The following is an 18,823-nucleotide window of genomic DNA, read 5'->3' as shown; positions in this document are numbered from 1 at the left end:
CAGTGCGATCTCCTCCTAGCCGCCCCAGATTCTCGTATTTTTATCCCTATCGGGATCGGGAAGCTGAAAATGATAGATGGCTAGATTGTCATCCTCGTAATATACATCGGCATCGCCGTGCACTTGTTTAAACAAAGCGATCCACTGCTCGAACCTTTGATTATCGATCTCTCTTTGCTGGTATATGATCTGCATTTTTTCATCCTTCAGTCCCCGAAACACCCGTTTTTCATGATATACGAATACTTCTTTGGCAATGGATTTATCCGGCAAGGCTTCCCCTTTCCGAATCAGTGGTGGCTCCGTAGGATTATAAAGGTCCAAAAAATCTCCTAAGTGCATGTGATAGCCTTTATCGAATACAAGGTCATAGCCTTCATCCTGTGAAACAATCAGCCACGTTTTGGGCGGATAGCTGCTAGAGATTTTCAGATATTGCTCCACTCCGGACGGCCATTCCATGTTGTAAGAGCTAATAGGCTTTAAGGCTCCATGGTAAAGGCCCATCCCAATTAGCGTAGCGCATAGCGCAAGCTCAAGCTTTCCCTTCAGCGGGACCCGCTCCAGAAAGCGCCAAATGACGGCCCATGCGTAGCCGAGACTTAAGATCAGAGAAAATACCCACAAATTATCCCTTCTGGTGAGGAGTACCTCGCTATTCGTCAAGCTCGCCCCAAAGTAGTAAAGCAGAAAGGAGGCGATGCCAAGAGCCGCAATATAAAGATCCGGTGTTTCGCCCGAGCGTCCCTTGCGCGAGAGCAGCCCGACGATCAGCGTCATTCCCATCCCGGCCAGTGCCAAATAATCCTTCACCTTTAACTCAGGAACCGCTGCCCTTACTTGAGATACCAGGTAATCGCTAGACGAACCATAGTATTCAATGCCGAACCAACGGGCGATGACGATTGGAGAACTGGATATGACGATCGCGGCAATACCGAATAAAACGACAAAATAAATTCGGCGGCGGTGCGCTTTGAAATTAAACAGCATAGAAACCCCAATAAAAGTGCACATTCCAAATCCGATATAGGCAAAAATAAGCGTATGAACGAGCCCGGTTATTGTGCATCCGACCGTGGCGACCCATAGATCTTCCTTTTTACCGTCACGCAAATATTTATAATAAAAATAAATCACCGGAAAAATGAACAGCCCGGCAAACTCCTGCGAATTAGCTGCGATCTGCCGCTCCCATTCACCGCCAAGTAGCATATACCCGAACAATCCGAACAGCGCTGCCGATACGATGCCCGCCACACAATTGCCGCTAAAGCGCGACACCGCAAAATACATGCCCACGATGGTCATCATCGCATTCATCGGCCCGTTGTAGTTCAGCACGTAGACGGCGTCGATAGAGGAAAATTTGTGCAGGTAGGCGAGCAGCAGGTGATTGCCTTGCGGATAAATGCCGGTTGGAAAAATCATGCGAAGTTCGTTGTACTTCATCCATGCCAGCACGACGTAAGCATCCGACATCGATGGCGCAGGATTCGTCATCGCTTCATAGAACCGGATGTAAGCCGACAAGCAGAGCACCACGACTAGCACAAGCGAAGCCATTACACCAGAGCGCCGAAATGATCCCACCCACGCTCTGGGCTTCCATAATCCCACCAGTCGGTACCGGTAAAAATCGATGAACTGACGAACCCGGAATCCGATCTCGATCGTATTGTAAAAGATTACCGCCATGCCCGCCGCCGCCTCTTCCCGGTCCTCCCTCGCACCGCGCCGCAAAAATCTGCGATAAATGAAAACCAGAACAAGCGGGATAATAGCCAGCACTTCAAAAAGCTTGGTTGCGACCAGGACGTAACCGACAATAATATACAAGAAGATGGCCCACATATAGCGGGCAAAAAAACGTTCGGCCGCATCTTCCGAATGATCTGCAAACATATGTCGCGGAAAGAAGCTGTAGAGCAGCCAGAAAGCAAATGCATAATGCATAAGATGATAAAGCTGGTTGGCTCCTGATGCGTACATCGTCATGCCCCCCTCCGATTTCATGAGCCGGCGTACAAGTAATAGTCCAGCCTTCGTAGCACATGCTTCATCGATCGAATGGACAGAATGAGAAATACGATCGAACCGGCGAGCAATCCGAACACCGCGTAGCTGTAGTGGAACCAACGGGTCATTAAAAATCCGACGATCACGTTCGTCAGCAAGGCCGGAAGTATCGCCCGGTTCACTTGCTCCGGCTGAGACAGCGAAAACAGGATCACCGCATTCATCAGTCCGACCGCCAAGATGACATAAGCCAAGAGTGAGACATAAAATACGAAATAGGTGATGTGATCCGCCACTAGATATTTGCCGGCATAATGGAGATATTTTTCATTAAAGTAGAGTAGAGCGCCATAGATGAGCAGCGCACTGACAATCGATACGGCGACAATGATCGACAGCATTTTGAAATAGCGGGCCAGGAAGTAATCATTCATCCGCTGCGCCTCAAAGGCAAAGTACTGCTTCTGTCCCGACTCAATATCCAGCATCAACCGATGCACGATAACCTCGGCTACCCCGAGCGGAAGCATCAGCACCAGCAGCGCGAAGTCCAATCCCAGCTCGTAATCTCCGCGAAACCAGATCAGATATGGCATGTAGATCGGATCGTTCATAGACCAAGCCATCACTCGATCGACGAACAAAAACGTAAAGTATAAAAATCCGTAACGGAAATAAGGCATGATGGAATAGAACGTGATGGATAAACGCGGCATTTTGGGCGCAATTCCTTTTTCCTCCTTCTTCTCTGCACTGAGGAAAAAGTAGAACACGAGGGCAATACCGTTAATCGATACGACAGCAATGGCAATCAGCTGCGACCAAATAATGTCCATATGCAGTCGGATAAACATGATGTAAACCAGCAGGATCCCAAACAAGATAAGACCGGTAAACGTGATTTCCTTACGCAAAATATACATGACCGTCACGGACAGCCAAATGGAATTCAGGAAGAAGAAATACAGCACGATGATAAAAAACATTTCCTGAGAAAAAATGTTAAAAATGAAATTGAAGCCGTAAATGGCGGCGGATACCGCAAAACAAAGCAGATATCCCACACGAATGAAGAAGAAGGTGTTTTTCCTCGCCATTTTGAAATAGCCCTGATAAATAAAATAAAAGCCTCGCCTCGCAATCGCTTGAGTAAAGCCACCGACGACCACAAAACTCAGGATCGTACCGATCGCAATACACGTGGCCAGCTCAACGGACAAATATTCGTATGACCAGAGCGAAAATTTGAGCACCAGCATGGATAGTACTGAGATAGCCATCGGCAAGGCAAAGATTAGTCCGCGTAGGAAGCTTTTGAGCATTTCGTAGGCAAGCGCGAGTCCTCTTTGCTTTTCTTCTTCAGGAATCGGCTGGATGAGCATCTTCTGCTGGAGGGCCTGCCATAGCTCCTCCCCTAGGGCGAAGGTATCTTCCACACCGAACACTTCGTACGCCCGCGCGTCGTTCCACCCCATCGATTCGAGCAGCGCGACAATCTCATACTGATCTTCAGGCTGCAAGCGCCGGCTGATGATTTCATCCAGAAGCTCTTCAAATTCCTTTGAATCACGGAGCGTCGTGTCCGAGGGACGCAATAAGATGACGTTGCTCATGATGTTTCTCCCCCGTTTCACACGTTATCGTCTTATTAATTTGTGCCATAGCTGACGATCGAAAATATGTCTGGCGCATGATAACGTGAAGCCTAGCGTTGGCATCGGATCCGACCAAGAAACGATGTCATCTTTGATTGTCGATGGTCCCGCCCATAGCGGCGGATCCATGGACCAGCGATTCGAATTGGTGGCAAAATGCAGCAATTCGCCTGGAAGCAGGTTGCGGCATTTTTCCCCCACTTTGTATTCGAAAACATCGTCGATTTTCTGACCTGTTGCCGTTTGGTAAAGCAGCCAAGGAAAGTCGGCGCCGGATTGAATCGCCAGCTGAAGTGAATTCCAGAACCGCGGGTTGATCTCCATAAATTTAGGAATCCCATCCCTCGGATCCGTCATAAATTCGATTTCTGCTACTCCATACCAAGGCAGCTTGCTCATGACGGTGACCGCCCGCTCCACCAAATCCGGCATCCAGATGCTTTCAACAGCTGAACTAGGTCCGATTGGGTAAGGAAAATGACGAACCTCTTCTTGCGCATAAGCTGCACGCAGCTTTCCGACGCTGTCGTACAGTAACCCGACGCCATACCGTTTGCCCAGCGGTATATACTCCTGCAGAACAGGCAAAGCATACGTCTGATGAATCTCGCTATATACAGCTATTAGCTCCGATTCATCCTGAACGATCCGGATCCCTCTAGAGCCAGAGCTCATCCGCGGCTTGATCACCAAAGGGTACTTCAGCTTCTTCGCAAGGGTCGGCACATCTTCCAAACTTTGAGGAAACTCGGTTTTCGGCGCGTCCACACCCGCTTCCAGCGCTAGGCTGGCCGACAGCCCTTTATCACGGGCGATCCGGTAGCTCTCCGTGGGCGGAATCGGCAGATGGATGAACCGCCCCAAGTCCTCACGCCGCTCAATGGCGATGCCCATGGTGATGTCGTCCATTGGGAACAGAACACGGTAGTTTTTCTCCTCGATTCGTTTCACCAGCTGTTCGTAATAACAATCAGGTTCCGCTGAGGGACTCGGATACACCCATCGGTCCTTGCAATATTTTGAAAACGCAGAAGAAGTAAACCCCGTTTTCTCTCCCACTCCGACGTAGATCCCGTGTCGACCAACCGACCTCGCTGCCGCTAAAGCCATGCGCAGCATGCCGTCCGTTACTAAAAGTGACACTGCTTTTCACCCTGCTTTCATCATCGCTCCGATGCTCGCAGCTATCGGACTACTTGTCCCCCAGCCCCGATATTGTCATTCCGACGATCAGATCCGCGAGCTTTCCTGCGCGGTCGGCCGCATCCACGACATCCGCCGTAATGACGCCGCCTTGGGAAATAATGAGTCGCCCGCCGGCGTCATACAGCGTGTCGCCCGCCCGTTTACCGACAATATACCGGTGCCGGATCGCTTGAATCTCACTGGTTAACGCAGCGCTTTCCTGAGATTGCGCTTGAGGCGGCATGGTCGGGCTTGGCGTGCTTGCACCCTCGCTGGCCGCTGCACTTGCTGCAGCCTCGCGCTGCCCCGCTTCCAGCTCGCTCTGCACGGCCACTCGGCTATCCTGCGGCTTCTCCTCCGCCAGCAGCCGGACCGGTCTTGCTGCGGGGCTTACTCTGGCCTCAGCCGCAGTAGACGAGCTTCTCATATAGCCATCCACGTTCCCCCAGAAGGCAGATCCGCTCGGACGCGCTTCCAGCTGCTCAGCTCCTGCAACGGTTGATGCGACCACGTTCGGCAGCACCGGCTCCCGGTCTTCTTCCTGAAGCATCAACCCATCAGCGGTGACAGCCTGTATAGGCTGTACCTCGACCAGCACCGGTTTAGGCTTCAGCATGACGACCTTAGCGAGCTTCGCTTGCTCTTCCGACGCCTCAAGCTCTGCAGGCTTCTCGATTTCTTTGTCCTTGTCCTTCTCAGCTGCTTGCGCAGTCTTTTCCTCGAGCTGCCGCTCTAGCTCTTCCAGCATTTTACTGGTCCGCTCCGCCTGCTCCTCGAGCATGGCGATATGCCGCTCGTACTCGGTCCGACGCACGTCGGCCTCGCGGTCACGCTCCTCCATCCACTGGGTGAGCGCGAGACCATGAGCCTCTGCCACCGGCTGCTCCATCGCAAGCTGTTCACTTACAGGCTCGGACATGCTAACTTCAACTAGCTCCGGCACGCTATCGATCTCCAGTTCGCTGACTGGCTCCGTCTCATGAACGATCTGCGGCTCGTTGACTGGTTCCGGCTCCGGCTGCAGAACGCCTAGCTGCTCGCTCCGCGACACCTCTTGCTTCCGCAGCAGCTCCATTTTGATGCCCATGATGAGCTCCTGCTCCTTGCGGTACGCCTCTACCCTCGCGGCAAGCAGCGCCAGCTCGTCCTCGTGCAGATGCTCCATTTTGCGCAAAAACTCGTGCACCTTGCCTTTGTGAAGTCCGAACAGCCGGCTGCACAGGCGCAGCTTCCATTCGTCGCTCAGCTTCCGTCCACTCGCCGAAGAATAGCTGCGCTCCAAATCCGCCGCTTGGCTAAGCAGTAACGCCGGCTCCGTCGTCTCTCCGCCAGAGACGAGTTGGTGCAGCAGCATGGCCTCCTCACGCAGCTTCTCATTTTGTTTCCGCACCTGGGCAAGCTCCGCAGCCATCCGTCCCTTACGATCCGTATAGGTCGACTGCATGGTGTTCACAAGCCCCTGAAGCGAGGCCGGAGCGTATCCCCATAATGCGCGTTTCTTTACTCTCATCACTGTATCCCCCTTCTTATTTGACTGCTACGCGGTATCCGGCTTCTTCAACTCCATCATCTCGATATAGGCTTGACATTTATCCATCTCTTGCAGAACCATGTCATACTGTCCTAATTTATTATAAATCGCAGCAATTTCAGTAAATATTAATGGAACATGGACCGAGTACGGCGTCGCTTGAATGGCCAGTCGGAACTGGCGGATCGCCTCCTCATATAACCCATGCGCTTGCAAGGAGTATGCCTTGTCCATATACAGCTTCTGCATCGCGGCAGGCGCCGGACGAAGCTCTGCAGGAGCACTCTCTTGAACCCGAAGCGCCATCTTAATATAGCTTTTCAGATGCAGATCCAGCACCCGCTCCAGCGTAAAAAAGTTCAGCGCCCGCTCGCGGCCGTCCTTGCCCAGTTCGAACCGCAGCTCCGGATCGTTCAAGAGCTTGATGATGCCTTGCCCAAGCTGTTCGTGATCGCGAGGAGGAACGAGAATGCCCGTATCTCCCAGCGCTTCGGCAATGCCGCCAACATCGGTCGCAATCACCGGCTTGCCCGTCATCATCCCTTCCACAACGGAATAAGGGAAGGCTTCCGAGATGCTGGAGAGTGCAATCACATCGCCGCTCTGATAAGCCGCCGCCATGTTCTGGGTATGCCCGGCAAAGATGAACGAATCACCCAGATTCATCTGATTTTTGAGCTCCAGACATTCCTCGTAGTAGCTTGGCACGCTCACCGAGCCGTACACGATAAACTTAGCTTCGGGAATCTGCTTTAGTACCACTTCCGCAGCCCGCATAAAGGTAATAATATCTTTGATCGGGTCAACCCGCGCAACCATGACCACCGTTGGAGCAGGCTGCGAAGCGGCAGGCGCTTCGATGAAGATGTTAGGATCGACACCATTGTAGATGACCTGGATATTTTTCGGACGAACGCCAAACCGGGTCTCCCAGCGGGTATTATATTGGCACACCGGCGATACCTGATCGGCAAAGGTATAATTCAGCGAGGTGATAGAATGGATGAACCGCATTAAGAACGTGCTCAGAAACGGGGTGTAGGCGCGCTTGGACAACGACAAGTATTGCTCTCTCAAATAAACCCCGTGCTCGGTCAGCATGTAGGGTGTATTGTTCAGCAGCTTGGATAGGACGCAAGGGATACCGCAGAAGGCGGCCGCGGCCGCGTGGGTGACGTGAACCTTCGGTACTGGCGTATTGATAATGTTCATAAAACGGTAAATCCAACCGATGCTCTGGATCAGACTGTACACATCGGGCCGGGCAATGCCGGAATGCGCCTGGTTGCAGACGGTCAGCACGATCTGCTTGTACGTTTCCCAGGTGGCTTCCGTTTTGAAGCTGGCTTTATACTCATACGTTTGAAAGTATTGATACAGCTGAAGCAGGATCGATCCGAACTTTTGCGGCGACTTGATTTCAGCGAGCAGTTCTTCCACCAATTGCTTAAACAACGGGATGAAGTACTGCTTGACCTCTTTCTCGCGCGTTCTTCGTTTGGCCAAATAAATGTCGGAAAACGGAACCGAAAGATGCTCGCAAGGCTCCTCCGTTCCCCATAGCGGCATCTTGATCAGGGAGGCGTGACTCGGGAGCTGAAACTTTTGGGTCACAAACGGATTCATCAGCACGCTGTAAATCATGTAATCGACCGACTTCAGCTCCTGCACCAAAATATCGCACCAAGTGCTGACCCCGCCCTGATGAAACGGATATGTGCCTTCTGTCGAAAGCAGCACTTTAATTTTGGAATGCATTGCCATCACCTGCTTCTAAGCCTTATTAGGCGATATAATTCTACAAATATTTTATCATTCCGTAGGTCGTCAGCACTATAAAGTTTTATAAAGTCTATATTAAGAAAATTAAAGAAGTTCCCATTCTCTTCAAAATATCGAAATATTTTCAGACCGGCAGCTGGCCCTTCGGTTTAAAGGCTAGAAGCGTAATGTCATCCCTCTGCGATTCCGTCCCCATATACCGCTCCAGACGATCATGAAAGTCCAGCTCCTGCTCGGCAAGCGGCTTAGGGTACGCCGACTCGATCAGCTGCTCAAAGCGCTGACGGCCGAAGCCGAAGTTTTTCGCCCCGCCGTTCTGCTCCAGGAAGCCGTCGGTCGTCATATAGCAAATATCGTCCGGCGCCAGGCTCGCCACCGTCGTTGTGAACTGGAAGGAGGCGTGCATTTTGCGGGAGCCGATGCTTTTGCGGTCACCACGGATCGTCCGGCAGGCCTCCCCGTTTTTAATGTACAGCGCGGTTTTGGCTCCGGCATAGCTCAGCTGTTCCCGTGTAATGTGACACAAGCCGATGTCCAGCCCGTCGTCACTGAGGGACGTTCCGTGCTCCTGCTGCAGCGTACTCTTGACCAGCTTGTTCAGCTCCTTTAAAATCTCGGCGGGATTCGTCGCAATCCCCGTCTCGACAATCCGATTGAGTGAGGAGACAGCGACCATCGTCATCAGCGCGCCAGGCACCCCGTGCCCCGTACAATCGCCCACGGCCAGCAAATAGCCATCGTCCACCTGCTTGGTCCAATAAAAATCGCCGCCTACGACGTCCCGAGGACGCCAATAGAGGAAGAAGTCTTCAAACGGCTCCTTCAGCTTCTCGCGTGTAGGCAGGATCGCCTGCTGAATCCGCTTCGCATATTCGATGCTGTCCGTCAGCTTCTGCGTCTGCTCAACTAACTCCTTGGTGCGCTCCTGTACGCGAAGCTCCAGCTCCTTGTTTAGCTCCAGCGCCCGCTGATACGGATTGGCGAGATATCGGGTGATGAAGAAAAAGAAGAAAATCATCGCTAAGATACAAATGATGACCGCCAGCAGCGTATGCAGCTTGATCGTGTCCAGGAACGACGCCGTCTCGCTTCGCGGGATGCTGAAGATCAGTCGCCAATCGGTCGACGGCACCGGATAGACAACCAGATCCAGCAGCCGCCCCGACGCATCTTTATATTCGAGCGTATCCGGCGTGCCGGCCGGCGTCTTCCGCTGGCCGAACAGCTTCTCCGCTTCCGACTGCGGAATAAAGCTCTGCAGCTGCTTCCCATACTGGTCCAAGTTATCGGCCATGTAGATTTTACCGGCATCGTCCGTCAGCCAGAGCCTGCTGCTCTCCGAATATTTATAAGTCTTGAAATCGCTGGCCAGCTCCTTCAAGCTAAGCCCGATCCCCGCCACGCCGAGCGGCTTGTCCGGGTCTCCAATGAGCACATTAACGAACACGAAGGTGTCCTGGCGCGCATCATTATAATCTAGCACAACGGAAACGGGCTTCTTGGACGCCAGCGTGCGGAAAAACCATTCGTCACTCGGATCGCTTTTCGAGACCACGTCAATGACCTTGCCGGCCTCCGACCAATAATTGCCGCTGACAGCGCTGACAATAAACGAGTTATTGTAGTCATAGTCGCCCGCGAGCTCTTTTAATTTGGTCAGCATATGATTGCCTGCTTGGGCGTCCTTCTCGCCGCCTTTGAGCCAATCGACCAGCTCCGGGTCCTTCGCCAGCAGCAAGGAGGACTCACGGGCTCTTCCTATTCGTCCTTCAATTTTAGAGGAAATCGACTCCCCGATATACAGTAAATCTTTGGTCTTCAGCTTCTTAACGACCTGCTTCTCCGTAATCACATAAACGACGGAACCCGCAATCAGAATGGAGAGCAGAATCAGGCAGCTGGCCAGCAGCATCACTTTTGCAAGACTGCGATCCTTCATCTCACTCCAGTCCCTTCCGTTTGTCCGCACCTGTGAGCCCTGGCTTCGAATCTGCCGCCGGCAGCTCGGATTCCAGCTTGGACATTTCAAATAGCGTATCCACCAGCCCGTTAATCAAGAGCAGCTTCTGATAGATGGTGGCCAGATATGCCCGATCGGGAACAATGACGCCGTCCAGCATCGCCTTCACATAGCCTTGAATCGACGTCATCGGCGTGTTCAGCTCATGAGAAATATCGCGGACGAGCCCGCGTCGCGACGACTCCATCTGCTTCAGTTGGTCGTACACTCGCTTGAGCTCATCCTCCTGCTTTTTTACCCGATCACCTTGCAGGTCGCTGATCCGATAAATTTTGGACGTCGTGCGCAGCAGTCGCTCGAACTCGGACAGCAGCTCCTCGTAGTGCGGGAGGAGCTCATTGTCCTTATAGGCAGATCTCGCCGCCACTTGACGCGCCGCTTCCAGCACCTGCATTTCACCTTCAAACCCGGTCTTTCGGTCGCGTCCCCCCGTCGTCATAGATCCGATTCCTCTTTCATTACAATGTGGAATGGCATCTCCAAATCCTCTTGAAACTCTTCGGCACATTCCGCTTCGCTCTCATTCTCGGCAAAGCAGTGCCAATGAACCTCCACGCCGGCACCGTTCAAGTACGCCTGGTTCAGCTTCTCCAGCAGCATTAAAATGCAGCGCGAGCTGCTCGTGTTCATATAGCGCAAATCCAGCTTCACTGCGATCTCTTGTTTTCCGGCTTGCGCCAGAAACTGCTCCGCCCATTGCAGCAGCGGATCGTAGAACGCAAACGAATTTTCCGGGTATGACTGCCCGCTAAGCTCCAGAACGCGCAGCTCAGCATCAAAGATGACCTGCGGGGTGCTCTTGGTTCCTTCCAAGCGAATGGAATTCATAACTATCACCTACACTTCAGCTTTTAGTGAGAAGAAGGAAAACCGCTCGTCGATCGGTGTGAACGAGAATTCGAGCGGGCGTTTCGTTTTTCGGGCCATCTCGATCAGACCCAACCCCGCGCCCAGGCTGCCTTCCGGAAGCTCGAGCTTGCGCTTTTCCTTATACAGCCGTTTCAGCTCATCCGAATTCAGCCCCGCCAAGCCTTCTAAAATGCCAGTCAAGGCCGGAATATCTTGCCGATCGATCAAGTTGCCCGAGCAAACGTAGTTGCCTGTGGAGGTGCGCCCAATCGTTACAATGCTGGACTGCGCCACCGCCTCGTAGCTGTCGGTGTCTTTTTTGCTCAAGCCATAGTTTTTCATGTTCTGCGTTTGCTCGATAAAGATGGAGAAAATGTTGAAAATGTCGGTTTGGCGCCGCTCTTCCGCTTCCAAGTACTTTTTGACCGCTTCCCCCAATTCCTCGATGATGGACTGGGTCAGCTTGCCGGAGAAGCTGATCAGGTAGCCATTGGTTTGCATAAAATGCTGCAGTTGCAGGAGTGAATTATCAATCATTAGACTCACCTCTCTCATTAGCGTGACGTTAATAGCTGCTGTTGAACTTATATCCGATGCCGCGAATATTCTGAATATATTGCGGGATCGCCGGGTTGCTTTCGATTTTTTTGCGGATGCTGCTAATATGAACAAGTACGGTGCGCGTATCCGAGTTGCTGTCCTCGCCCCATACCCGGGTATAAATTTCTTCGGCCGTAAACACTTGATCCGGGTACCTCACCAGATGCATCAGCAGCTGCATTTCCTTCGCCGACATCAGTACGATGGACCCGTTCAGGCGGACCTGATAATGGATAAAATCAATCTCCAGACTGCCGTATTTCACCACGCTCCGCTCCGGCTTTGTACCGCCCGCTTCATACTGCGATCGCCGAAAGATCGGCGCCCGCCGCAGATTGGCCCGTACACGCGCTACCACGACCACCGGATCAAAGGGCTTGGTGATATAGTCGTCTCCCCCAAGCGCAAGTCCTTGCACAATGTCGTCGGAATCCTTCCGGCAGCTAATAAATACGATCGGTACGTTGGATACGCTGCGAATTTGCTGGCATACTTCAAACCCGTCCATTTCCGGCAAAAAGATATCGAGCAGCACCAGATCGGGATTATGCAGCTCAAACTGCTTCAGCCCCTCCAGGCCGTTCTCTGCGGTAATGACTTGGTAGTCACTTGACGTTAAATAGAGTCGTATTAAATCGCGTATCTCTTTATCATCCTCGACGAGCAAAATCCGATCGCCCGACATGTTACATAACCTCCACAGAAAGTAGTTGAACAGGCAGCTCAAAGGTAAACGTGCTTCCTTGCCCAGGCTCGCTCTCCACTCTAATGGTGCCGCCATGCAGCCCAACAATTTCCTTGGCTATGGCTAGGCCCAGTCCCGAGCCCTGGCGCTTTCCTCTGAGAGGCTCCGCCCCCTTCACTTTATAAAAGCGATCGAACAAGTGAGGCTGCGCATCCTTGGCAATTCCCGCTCCCGTATCGGATACCGAAACGGCCAGCCAACCGGCTGCGTCATGCTCGCCCTCCGTTAGCGCGGCAGCGATCCGGATGGTCCCTCCCGCCGGTGTGAACTTCACGGCATTAAATACCAGATTGCCTACCACCTGCTGAATGCGAATCGGGTCAATGGACAGAATGGCGAACCGGTCATTGTCCGAGGATAGTCCGGCGGCCTCCATCTCAAAGCGGATGCCGGCCTCCTCCACCTCATATTGAAACCCGCGAAAATACGATTCGAACAAATCCTCCGCCGGCATTTCGATCAAGGCGATGTTGATCTCCCCGGACTCCATCTTGGACGTCTCGAACAAATCCTGCACCAGCCGGTTTACCATCAGCACTTTGTCATAGATCATTTGAATATAGGGCCGCTCGGGCCGCGGCATCTTGCCGTCCAGCCACGCCTTCACATACCCCTGCACCGTCGTCATCGGCGTCCCCAGCTCATGAGAGATGTTCGAAATCAGCTTTTGGCGCGACTGCTCCGTTTGGTACAAATGGTCGTTCGCTTCCCGCAGCTGCGCATTGCTCGCCTCCAGCTCCGCCGTCCGCTCGCGAATTTTCTTCTCGAGCACTAGATTCACATCGCGCAGCTCTCCGGAGAGCTCCACCACGTGATCGTACGCTTTGGCGAATCTGCGTGCGACGATCAAGGTTTGAGCAAAGAAGAACACCAGTACGCCATAAGGGGCAAAATCGATAGATTCGATCAGCTGATTGTAGTACAGCATGTCATTGATGCCGGCCGCGAGCAGAATGACGCAGGCTGCGCCGTTGATTACCGCCCCTTCCCGTTTCCGGATGGCGGCGAGAATGAACACATAGAACAAGATGCCGAACGTCAGCAGCGTAAACAGCTGATACGTGTTCATCGTCCAGGTGTACACGGAAGCCGGGGTGAACAGAATGAGCAAACAAAACATAGAGCCGACGGCCATAATGCCGTTCACTAGTTTCCGGTTAAACTCCTGCGGGTATAACAGATGAACGAATAAGGCAAATAACGGGACGGCGATATCCGGCGATAAATATTCCAGCTTCACCGCCCATTCCCAAGAGAGGCCAGGGAAAAATCGGACGAGCAGCGTGTCTCCAAGCAAAATACTGCGCAGCGCGAACAGGGTGCAAAAGGTGCCTAGCAAAAGGCTTAGATGGTCTCGTTTGCGCATGAAATGCAGCGCCAAATGATAGCAGCCGAGCGTGAGCAGCACGAGCGTAATGAACAGCTGGCTGGTGAGGTTCGTCTCTCGCTTCAATGCAATGTGGGCATCATCGCCCAAGATCGGCATGGTCCACAGTCCGCCCTTCCGCTGAACGTAGTTGGACACCTGCAGCACAATTTCATTGTCTCCGCTCACACTGGTGAAATGAACGACTTTGGCATAGTTTTTGGGTGCCATAGTTTCCTTCGAGGTACCGATTCGGCCGTTGTGCTCCACCTGCTTCCCGTTGATCCAGAGCGTGTAGGCGGAGGCCACCGCTGGAATGTACAGGGCCTTGAGCGTTCCCGCTTCCTCGGGAGCGAATCGAACTCGAAGACGATAGGTGCCATAGCCATAGTGCTCTGTGGCCGGATCCGTCTCCGGGTGCGTCCCCCATACATGAGGCACCTTCACGATGGAACCGGATGAGGCAGTGAGAGCTTGTCCAGGTCCCGGCTCAAGGAATTGCTGCCAAAAAAACTGCCATTCCCCGCCGAGCTCTACATCTCCTTGCTCCGCCAGGCTCCAGCGGCTCAGGTCCAGCACCCCCTGCACCGCCTCCGGCTGATCGGACCGCGCCAGCACAGAGGCAGGCGCCAAAAGGAAGAGGCATAAGGACAAAATGATTAGCCGTATGCTTGATATTCGCATAGTCTATGATCCTTAATAAATATATGATTGTTTTTACTAAGTTTAACAGATACCGGCATCGGCGTTAAGTAAAAAAATGTAGAACCTTGTAGAAAAACAAAAAACCTCTGGGTCTATCGTCCTATACTCGAACGATCGTCCCCAGAGGCCTGGTTTAGTGCAAAAATTAGATTTTCATGACGCCGCCGGTACTGGCCGAGGTCACGAGCTTGGAGTAGCGAGCCAGGTAGCCGGTTTTCACCTTCGGCTCAAAGCCCTTCCAGTTCGCTTGACGCTTCGCAAACTCTTCATCGCTGACGAGCAGCTGAATCGTGCGGTTGGTCAAGTCGAGCTCGATGATGTCGCCGTCCTCAACGAATGCGATCGGACCGCCTTCCGCCGCTTCCGGCGAAATGTGACCGATGCTGATCCCGCGTGATGCTCCGGAGAAACGACCGTCTGTGATCAGACCGACCTTCGCACCCAGACCCATACCTACGATTTGCGACGTCGGTGCGAGCATCTCAGGCATACCCGGTCCGCCCTTCGGTCCTTCGTAACGGATGACCACGACGTGGCCTTCCTTGACTTTGCCGTTCGCGATGCCGGAGAGCGCATCTTCTTGGGAGTCGAAGCAGATTGCAGGCCCTTTGTGGTAGCCTCCTACGGACTTGTCTACAGCGCCGACTTTGATAATCGAGCCGCCCGGAGCGAGGTTACCGAACAATACAGCCAGTCCGCCTTGCTCGGAGTGCGGATTTTCCAGCGTACGAATGACATCCTTATCCAGAATATCGCAGCCAGCCACGTTCTCAGCAAGCGTCTTAGCCGTAACTGTGATGCGGTCGCCATGCAGCGCGCCCGGCTTCTTGAGCAGCTCGTTGATGATCGCGCTCACGCCGCCCGCATTATGAACGTCCTCGATGTGGTAGTCGGACGCCGGAGCGATCTTCGCCAAGTGCGGAACGCGCTTCGCTACTTCGTTGATGCGTTCGATCGGGTAATCGATGCCAGCTTCATGCGCCAATGCCAGTGTGTGCAGTACTGTGTTGGTCGAACCGCCCATTGCCATATCGAGTGCGAAGGCATTGTCGATCGCTTCGATGGTGACGATATCGCGCGGCTTAATATCTTTTTGAATCAGCTCCATCAGCTGCTTCGCGGATTTTTTCACAAAATCTCTGCGCTCAGGCGCAACTGCAAGAATCGTGCCGTTGCCTGGCAATGCAAGACCGAGACCTTCAGCCAAGCAGTTCATCGAGTTAGCCGTAAACATACCGGAACAGGAACCGCATGTCGGGCAGCCGTACTGCTCGAGCTCTTGAAGACCCTTCTCGTCGATCTTGCCCGCTTGGTAGGCGCCTACGCCTTCGAATACGGAGGACAAGGAGATCGAACGTCCGTCGCTGGTTTTGCCGGCTTTCATCGGACCGCCGCTGACGAATACGGTCGGAATGTTGACGCGCAGCGCGCCCATCATCATGCCCGGCGTAATTTTGTCGCAGTTCGGGATACAAACCATCCCGTCGAACCAGTGCGCCGAAACGACGGTCTCGAGGGAGTCAGCAATGATCTCACGGCTCGGCAGGGAGTAGCGCATACCGATGTGGCCCATGGCAATCCCGTCATCCACGCCGATGGTGTTAAATTCGAAAGGCACGCCGCCCGCTTCGCGGATCGCTTCTTTGACCAGCTTACCGAATTCCTGCAGGTGCACGTGACCTGGAACGATATCGATGTAGGAGTTACAAACCGCAATAAACGGCTTGTCGAAATCTTCCTCTTTTACGCCGGCGGCACGCAGCAAGCTGCGGTGCGGAGCACGGTCGAAGCCTTTTTTAATCATGTCGCTTCTCATTTTTGCTTTGGACATCTCGCTTCAAGCCTCCGTCTCTACCAAATAAATTTCAATATTCTTAAAATATCTCCTACGATTGTACCATGTTTCATCCGAATTGAAAACGACAAGCCCCCGGTAAAAATAACACGCTGCCCCGGGCGATGGCCTTTGCTGCACAGCACAGGTATCTGTTATAATTCGGGTAGCTTACGCAAAACTTATAGCCACGGAGGAATTCAGGCATGGCGGATTTTGATTTTTTATACGATGGAACGGAAGAAACGAAAACCCGCTTCGTCTGCGTGGTCGGCGAAACGCTGCGGCGCTTCGATCTGGCAATTACGACGACGAACCGATTTTATGGGAAAAAATTGGTGACCGATATGCAAACCGGACGCACCGCGGTCATTGGACCGGACGATCTGGAAGCGGAAGGGTACTTGGAGCATGTGTTTAAGCTGACTGAAGAAGAAGCCGAAGAGCTCTGTTCGTTTCTGGAGCAGGTTGTAGGGCCGGTGAGCTTCTCGGATATTTAACGGTTATCGGATGGGAGGGACGGGGTGCTTGTTGGCGAGCCCGTCTTTTTTACGTCTGAGGACAAAAAAACCGATCGCTTCCACCACATGGGCGAACAGGCAATCGGCTTTTGAACTGGATATGTATTAGCGCTTCACTAAATCCTCGCGCACCGGCGTGAACGTATCGAGCAGCACGCTCGCCTCCAGCGCCCGGCAGCCATGTCTCGCACCGCTTGGGATGTAGATCGTTTCCCCGGCAGTGATGACTTTCTTCTCTCCGTCTACGGAAAACTCGAGCTTTCCTTTCAGCAGATAGGACAGCTGCTCATGCGGATGACTGTGAAGGTACCCTTCCGCGCCTTCCTCAAAATGCACTTCCATCATCATGATCCCTACACCTGGCTCAAAAATTTTGCGTTTTACGCCCGGCTCGGCATTTTCCCACACGTTGATGTTGCTCATCCTTATTCCTCCGCTCCCGATCATCATTAGGTACATGCAAGTAATTAAGATGCATAACTTTTATTATAACGGATGAACGGACCAAGCTGTAAGCGGTTTTTTCTAGGTGCAGCAGGCTTTTCTTTGGATGAGTTATTCCCAAGGGAAGGTCGTTGTTAAATAGTCGGCAAACTTCTTGCTTTCCTCCCGGCGCTGGCGGCGCATTTCGGCCCGACCCACCGCGGTTTCGTGCAGCCGCTTCTCTTCCTCCGTCTGCGGGATCACCTGCGGTACAGTGCTCGGCTTATTGTTCGCATCCAGAGCAACGAAGGTCAGAAACGACGTGGCGGCTATGTGCCGTTCGGCCGTTCTCAGATCCTCTTTAATGACTTTCACGAACACTTCCATCGAGCTTCGCCCCGTCCAGGTTACAAACGCCTCCAGACAGACCGAATCCGATGGCCGGATCGGGAGCAAAAAGTCCACGGAGTCCGTCGAGGCGGTGACGACCATTTGCCGGCAGTGCTTCGTTGCCGCGATCGAGGCAATGTCATCGATATAGGCCATTAATTTGCCGCCGAACAGCGTATTGTGATTGTTCACATCCGTTGGAAAAATGCGCGACGTCTTATAGCAGCGCGATTCATTGACGTATCTTTGCTCCATAGTAGGCTCAGTCCCCTTTTTCGATGATGCTGCCGCTGAGAAAATTTGATAAACTTGAACAGGCCGATTATTATTTTTCCAAATTTTGCTCAAGCTATACCTGTCTCAGCAGTTCTCTCATAGAAGCATACCATGTCCAAAGAAAGGTGTGAACTCATTGTCGATTCGAGTGTATTCCCCAGAGGAGCAAGCGGTTGGCGAATTTGATGGAGGGACGATCCTCGAGCAGAAGCCGATCGGCTTCCCAGGTGAAGGCTCCGTGGTCAAGCGCGTCGGGACGCTGTTTTATTGGGCCTGGTTTAAATCGCTGCATGGCGGAAAGCTCCCGCTGCATCCGCATCGCGGCTTTGAAATTATTTCGTATGTGCTCGAAGGCAGCATCAACCATCAGGATACGCTGGGCCGGGAAAGCTTGGTCGGCGCCGGCGGCGCGCAGGTGATGCAAACGGGACGCGGGGTTTCGCATGCGGAGCATTTTGGCGCGAAGGTGTCGGGCTTTCAAATTTGGTTCGAGCCGTTCTTCGGCGATGCCTTGAAGCGAGTACCCACCTACTCGCAGTACGAGCACAGTGATTTCCAGACGGAGACCATTTCCGGTGCGACCGTGAAAAAGATCATCGGCCCCGGCTCCCCCATCCAACTGGTCGCAGACGCCCAGATGTGGGATGTCACCCTACCGGCGGGCCAGAGCTTGCCCTTCGAGCTGCCGAGCGGCTATTCTATGGCAGGCCTGGTGGTCGAAGGCGACGCTGCGCAGTGGACGCTGGGGGCGGACACCGCTGAAGTGCTGTTCGCTCACTTCGCAGTCGCGGACGCAGTGGAAGCCGGCACGCTGCAGATTCAAGGCGGTGCGGCTGGGAGCACACGGTTGATTTTAATCCAGGTGCCGAGTGAGCTCGGGTACTTACCGTACAACAAGGTGAAGGTGCAGTTGTAAAAGGAA

Annotated in this window: 16 protein-coding genes; 2 read left to right on the top strand and 14 right to left on the bottom strand. The window is 53.1% G+C overall.

The genetic code is table 11. From position 1 onward, the window contains the following. Nucleotides 1-15: 15 nt before the first annotated feature. The 12 genes from FPZ49_RS22665 to ilvD all read right to left on the bottom strand — a co-directional run bounded on the left by FPZ49_RS22665 (nucleotide 16) and on the right by ilvD (nucleotide 16,288). Nucleotides 16-1,992: a hypothetical protein gene (locus tag FPZ49_RS22665; RefSeq protein ID WP_144851325.1), complete on the bottom strand. Its 1,977-nt coding sequence runs from the start codon at nucleotides 1,990-1,992 to the stop codon at nucleotides 16-18. Nucleotides 1,993-2,012: 20 nt separating this feature from the next. After that, nucleotides 2,013-3,632 carry a hypothetical protein gene (locus FPZ49_RS22660; RefSeq protein ID WP_144851323.1) on the bottom strand — a complete coding sequence of 540 codons (1,620 nt, stop codon included), beginning with the start codon at nucleotides 3,630-3,632 and terminating at the stop codon, nucleotides 2,013-2,015. A 24-nt stretch (nucleotides 3,633-3,656) separates the two neighbouring features. Continuing rightward, nucleotides 3,657-4,817, bottom strand: coding sequence for a carboxylate--amine ligase (locus FPZ49_RS22655; RefSeq protein WP_144851321.1), 1,161 nt, complete (start codon nucleotides 4,815-4,817; stop codon nucleotides 3,657-3,659). A gap of 49 nt (nucleotides 4,818-4,866) precedes the next feature. Further along, nucleotides 4,867-6,369 (bottom strand): hypothetical protein, encoded by a 1,503-nt coding sequence (locus tag FPZ49_RS22650; RefSeq protein ID WP_144851319.1) that lies wholly within the window; start codon nucleotides 6,367-6,369, stop codon nucleotides 4,867-4,869. 27 nt (nucleotides 6,370-6,396) lie between these two features. Continuing rightward, complete coding sequence (gene pelF, locus FPZ49_RS22645; RefSeq protein WP_186446012.1) at nucleotides 6,397-8,148, bottom strand: GT4 family glycosyltransferase PelF; 1,752 nt, start codon at nucleotides 8,146-8,148, stop codon at nucleotides 6,397-6,399. A gap of 148 nt (nucleotides 8,149-8,296) precedes the next feature. After that, nucleotides 8,297-10,111, bottom strand: a complete 1,815-nt coding sequence (locus FPZ49_RS22640) for a SpoIIE family protein phosphatase (RefSeq protein WP_144851315.1) — start codon at nucleotides 10,109-10,111, stop codon at nucleotides 8,297-8,299. A gap of 1 nt (nucleotide 10,112) precedes the next feature. Then, nucleotides 10,113-10,631, bottom strand: coding sequence for a histidine kinase dimerization/phospho-acceptor domain-containing protein (locus FPZ49_RS22635; protein WP_186446011.1), 519 nt, complete (start codon nucleotides 10,629-10,631; stop codon nucleotides 10,113-10,115). Then, nucleotides 10,628-11,020 carry a DUF1987 domain-containing protein gene (locus FPZ49_RS22630; protein WP_144851311.1) on the bottom strand — a complete coding sequence of 131 codons (393 nt, stop codon included), beginning with the start codon at nucleotides 11,018-11,020 and terminating at the stop codon, nucleotides 10,628-10,630. The genes FPZ49_RS22635 and FPZ49_RS22630 overlap by 4 nt, the downstream gene beginning before the upstream one ends. Nucleotides 11,021-11,029: 9 nt before the next feature. Then, complete coding sequence (locus FPZ49_RS22625; protein WP_144851309.1) at nucleotides 11,030-11,578, bottom strand: SiaB family protein kinase; 549 nt, start codon at nucleotides 11,576-11,578, stop codon at nucleotides 11,030-11,032. A 28-nt stretch (nucleotides 11,579-11,606) separates the two neighbouring features. Beyond that, on the bottom strand, nucleotides 11,607-12,326 hold the full coding sequence (locus tag FPZ49_RS22620; RefSeq protein WP_144851307.1) for a response regulator transcription factor: 720 nt from the start codon (nucleotides 12,324-12,326) through the stop codon (nucleotides 11,607-11,609). Nucleotide 12,327: 1 nt separating this feature from the next. Further along, on the bottom strand, nucleotides 12,328-14,436 hold the full coding sequence (locus FPZ49_RS22615) for a sensor histidine kinase (RefSeq protein WP_144851305.1): 2,109 nt from the start codon (nucleotides 14,434-14,436) through the stop codon (nucleotides 12,328-12,330). A 166-nt stretch (nucleotides 14,437-14,602) separates the two neighbouring features. After that, nucleotides 14,603-16,288, bottom strand: coding sequence for a dihydroxy-acid dehydratase (gene ilvD, locus FPZ49_RS22610; RefSeq protein WP_144851303.1), 1,686 nt, complete (start codon nucleotides 16,286-16,288; stop codon nucleotides 14,603-14,605). Between the two features lie 209 nt (nucleotides 16,289-16,497). On the opposite strand from ilvD, the gene FPZ49_RS22605 reads away from it, so the two are divergent. After that, nucleotides 16,498-16,791: a DUF3055 domain-containing protein gene (locus FPZ49_RS22605; protein WP_144851301.1), complete on the top strand. Its 294-nt coding sequence runs from the start codon at nucleotides 16,498-16,500 to the stop codon at nucleotides 16,789-16,791. A gap of 126 nt (nucleotides 16,792-16,917) precedes the next feature. On the opposite strand, the gene FPZ49_RS22600 is transcribed toward FPZ49_RS22605, so the two are convergent. Together FPZ49_RS22600 and FPZ49_RS22595 are read right to left on the bottom strand one after the other, a co-directional pair. Further along, complete coding sequence (locus FPZ49_RS22600) at nucleotides 16,918-17,235, bottom strand: cupin domain-containing protein (protein ID WP_144851299.1); 318 nt, start codon at nucleotides 17,233-17,235, stop codon at nucleotides 16,918-16,920. Nucleotides 17,236-17,367: 132 nt separating this feature from the next. Further along, nucleotides 17,368-17,880 (bottom strand): acyl-CoA thioesterase, encoded by a 513-nt coding sequence (locus tag FPZ49_RS22595; protein ID WP_144851297.1) that lies wholly within the window; start codon nucleotides 17,878-17,880, stop codon nucleotides 17,368-17,370. A gap of 157 nt (nucleotides 17,881-18,037) precedes the next feature. On the opposite strand from FPZ49_RS22595, the gene FPZ49_RS22590 reads away from it, so the two are divergent. After that, on the top strand, nucleotides 18,038-18,817 hold the full coding sequence (locus tag FPZ49_RS22590; RefSeq protein ID WP_144851294.1) for a pirin family protein: 780 nt from the start codon (nucleotides 18,038-18,040) through the stop codon (nucleotides 18,815-18,817). Nucleotides 18,818-18,823 lie beyond the last annotated feature (6 nt).

Origin of the sequence: Paenibacillus cremeus (assembly GCF_007786445.1) — a bacterium.
Lineage (GTDB): Bacteria > Bacillota > Bacilli > Paenibacillales > NBRC-103111 > Paenibacillus_G > Paenibacillus_G cremeus.
Note: the sequence above shows the minus strand (reverse complement) of the source record. Positions and strands in the feature narration are given on the sequence as shown.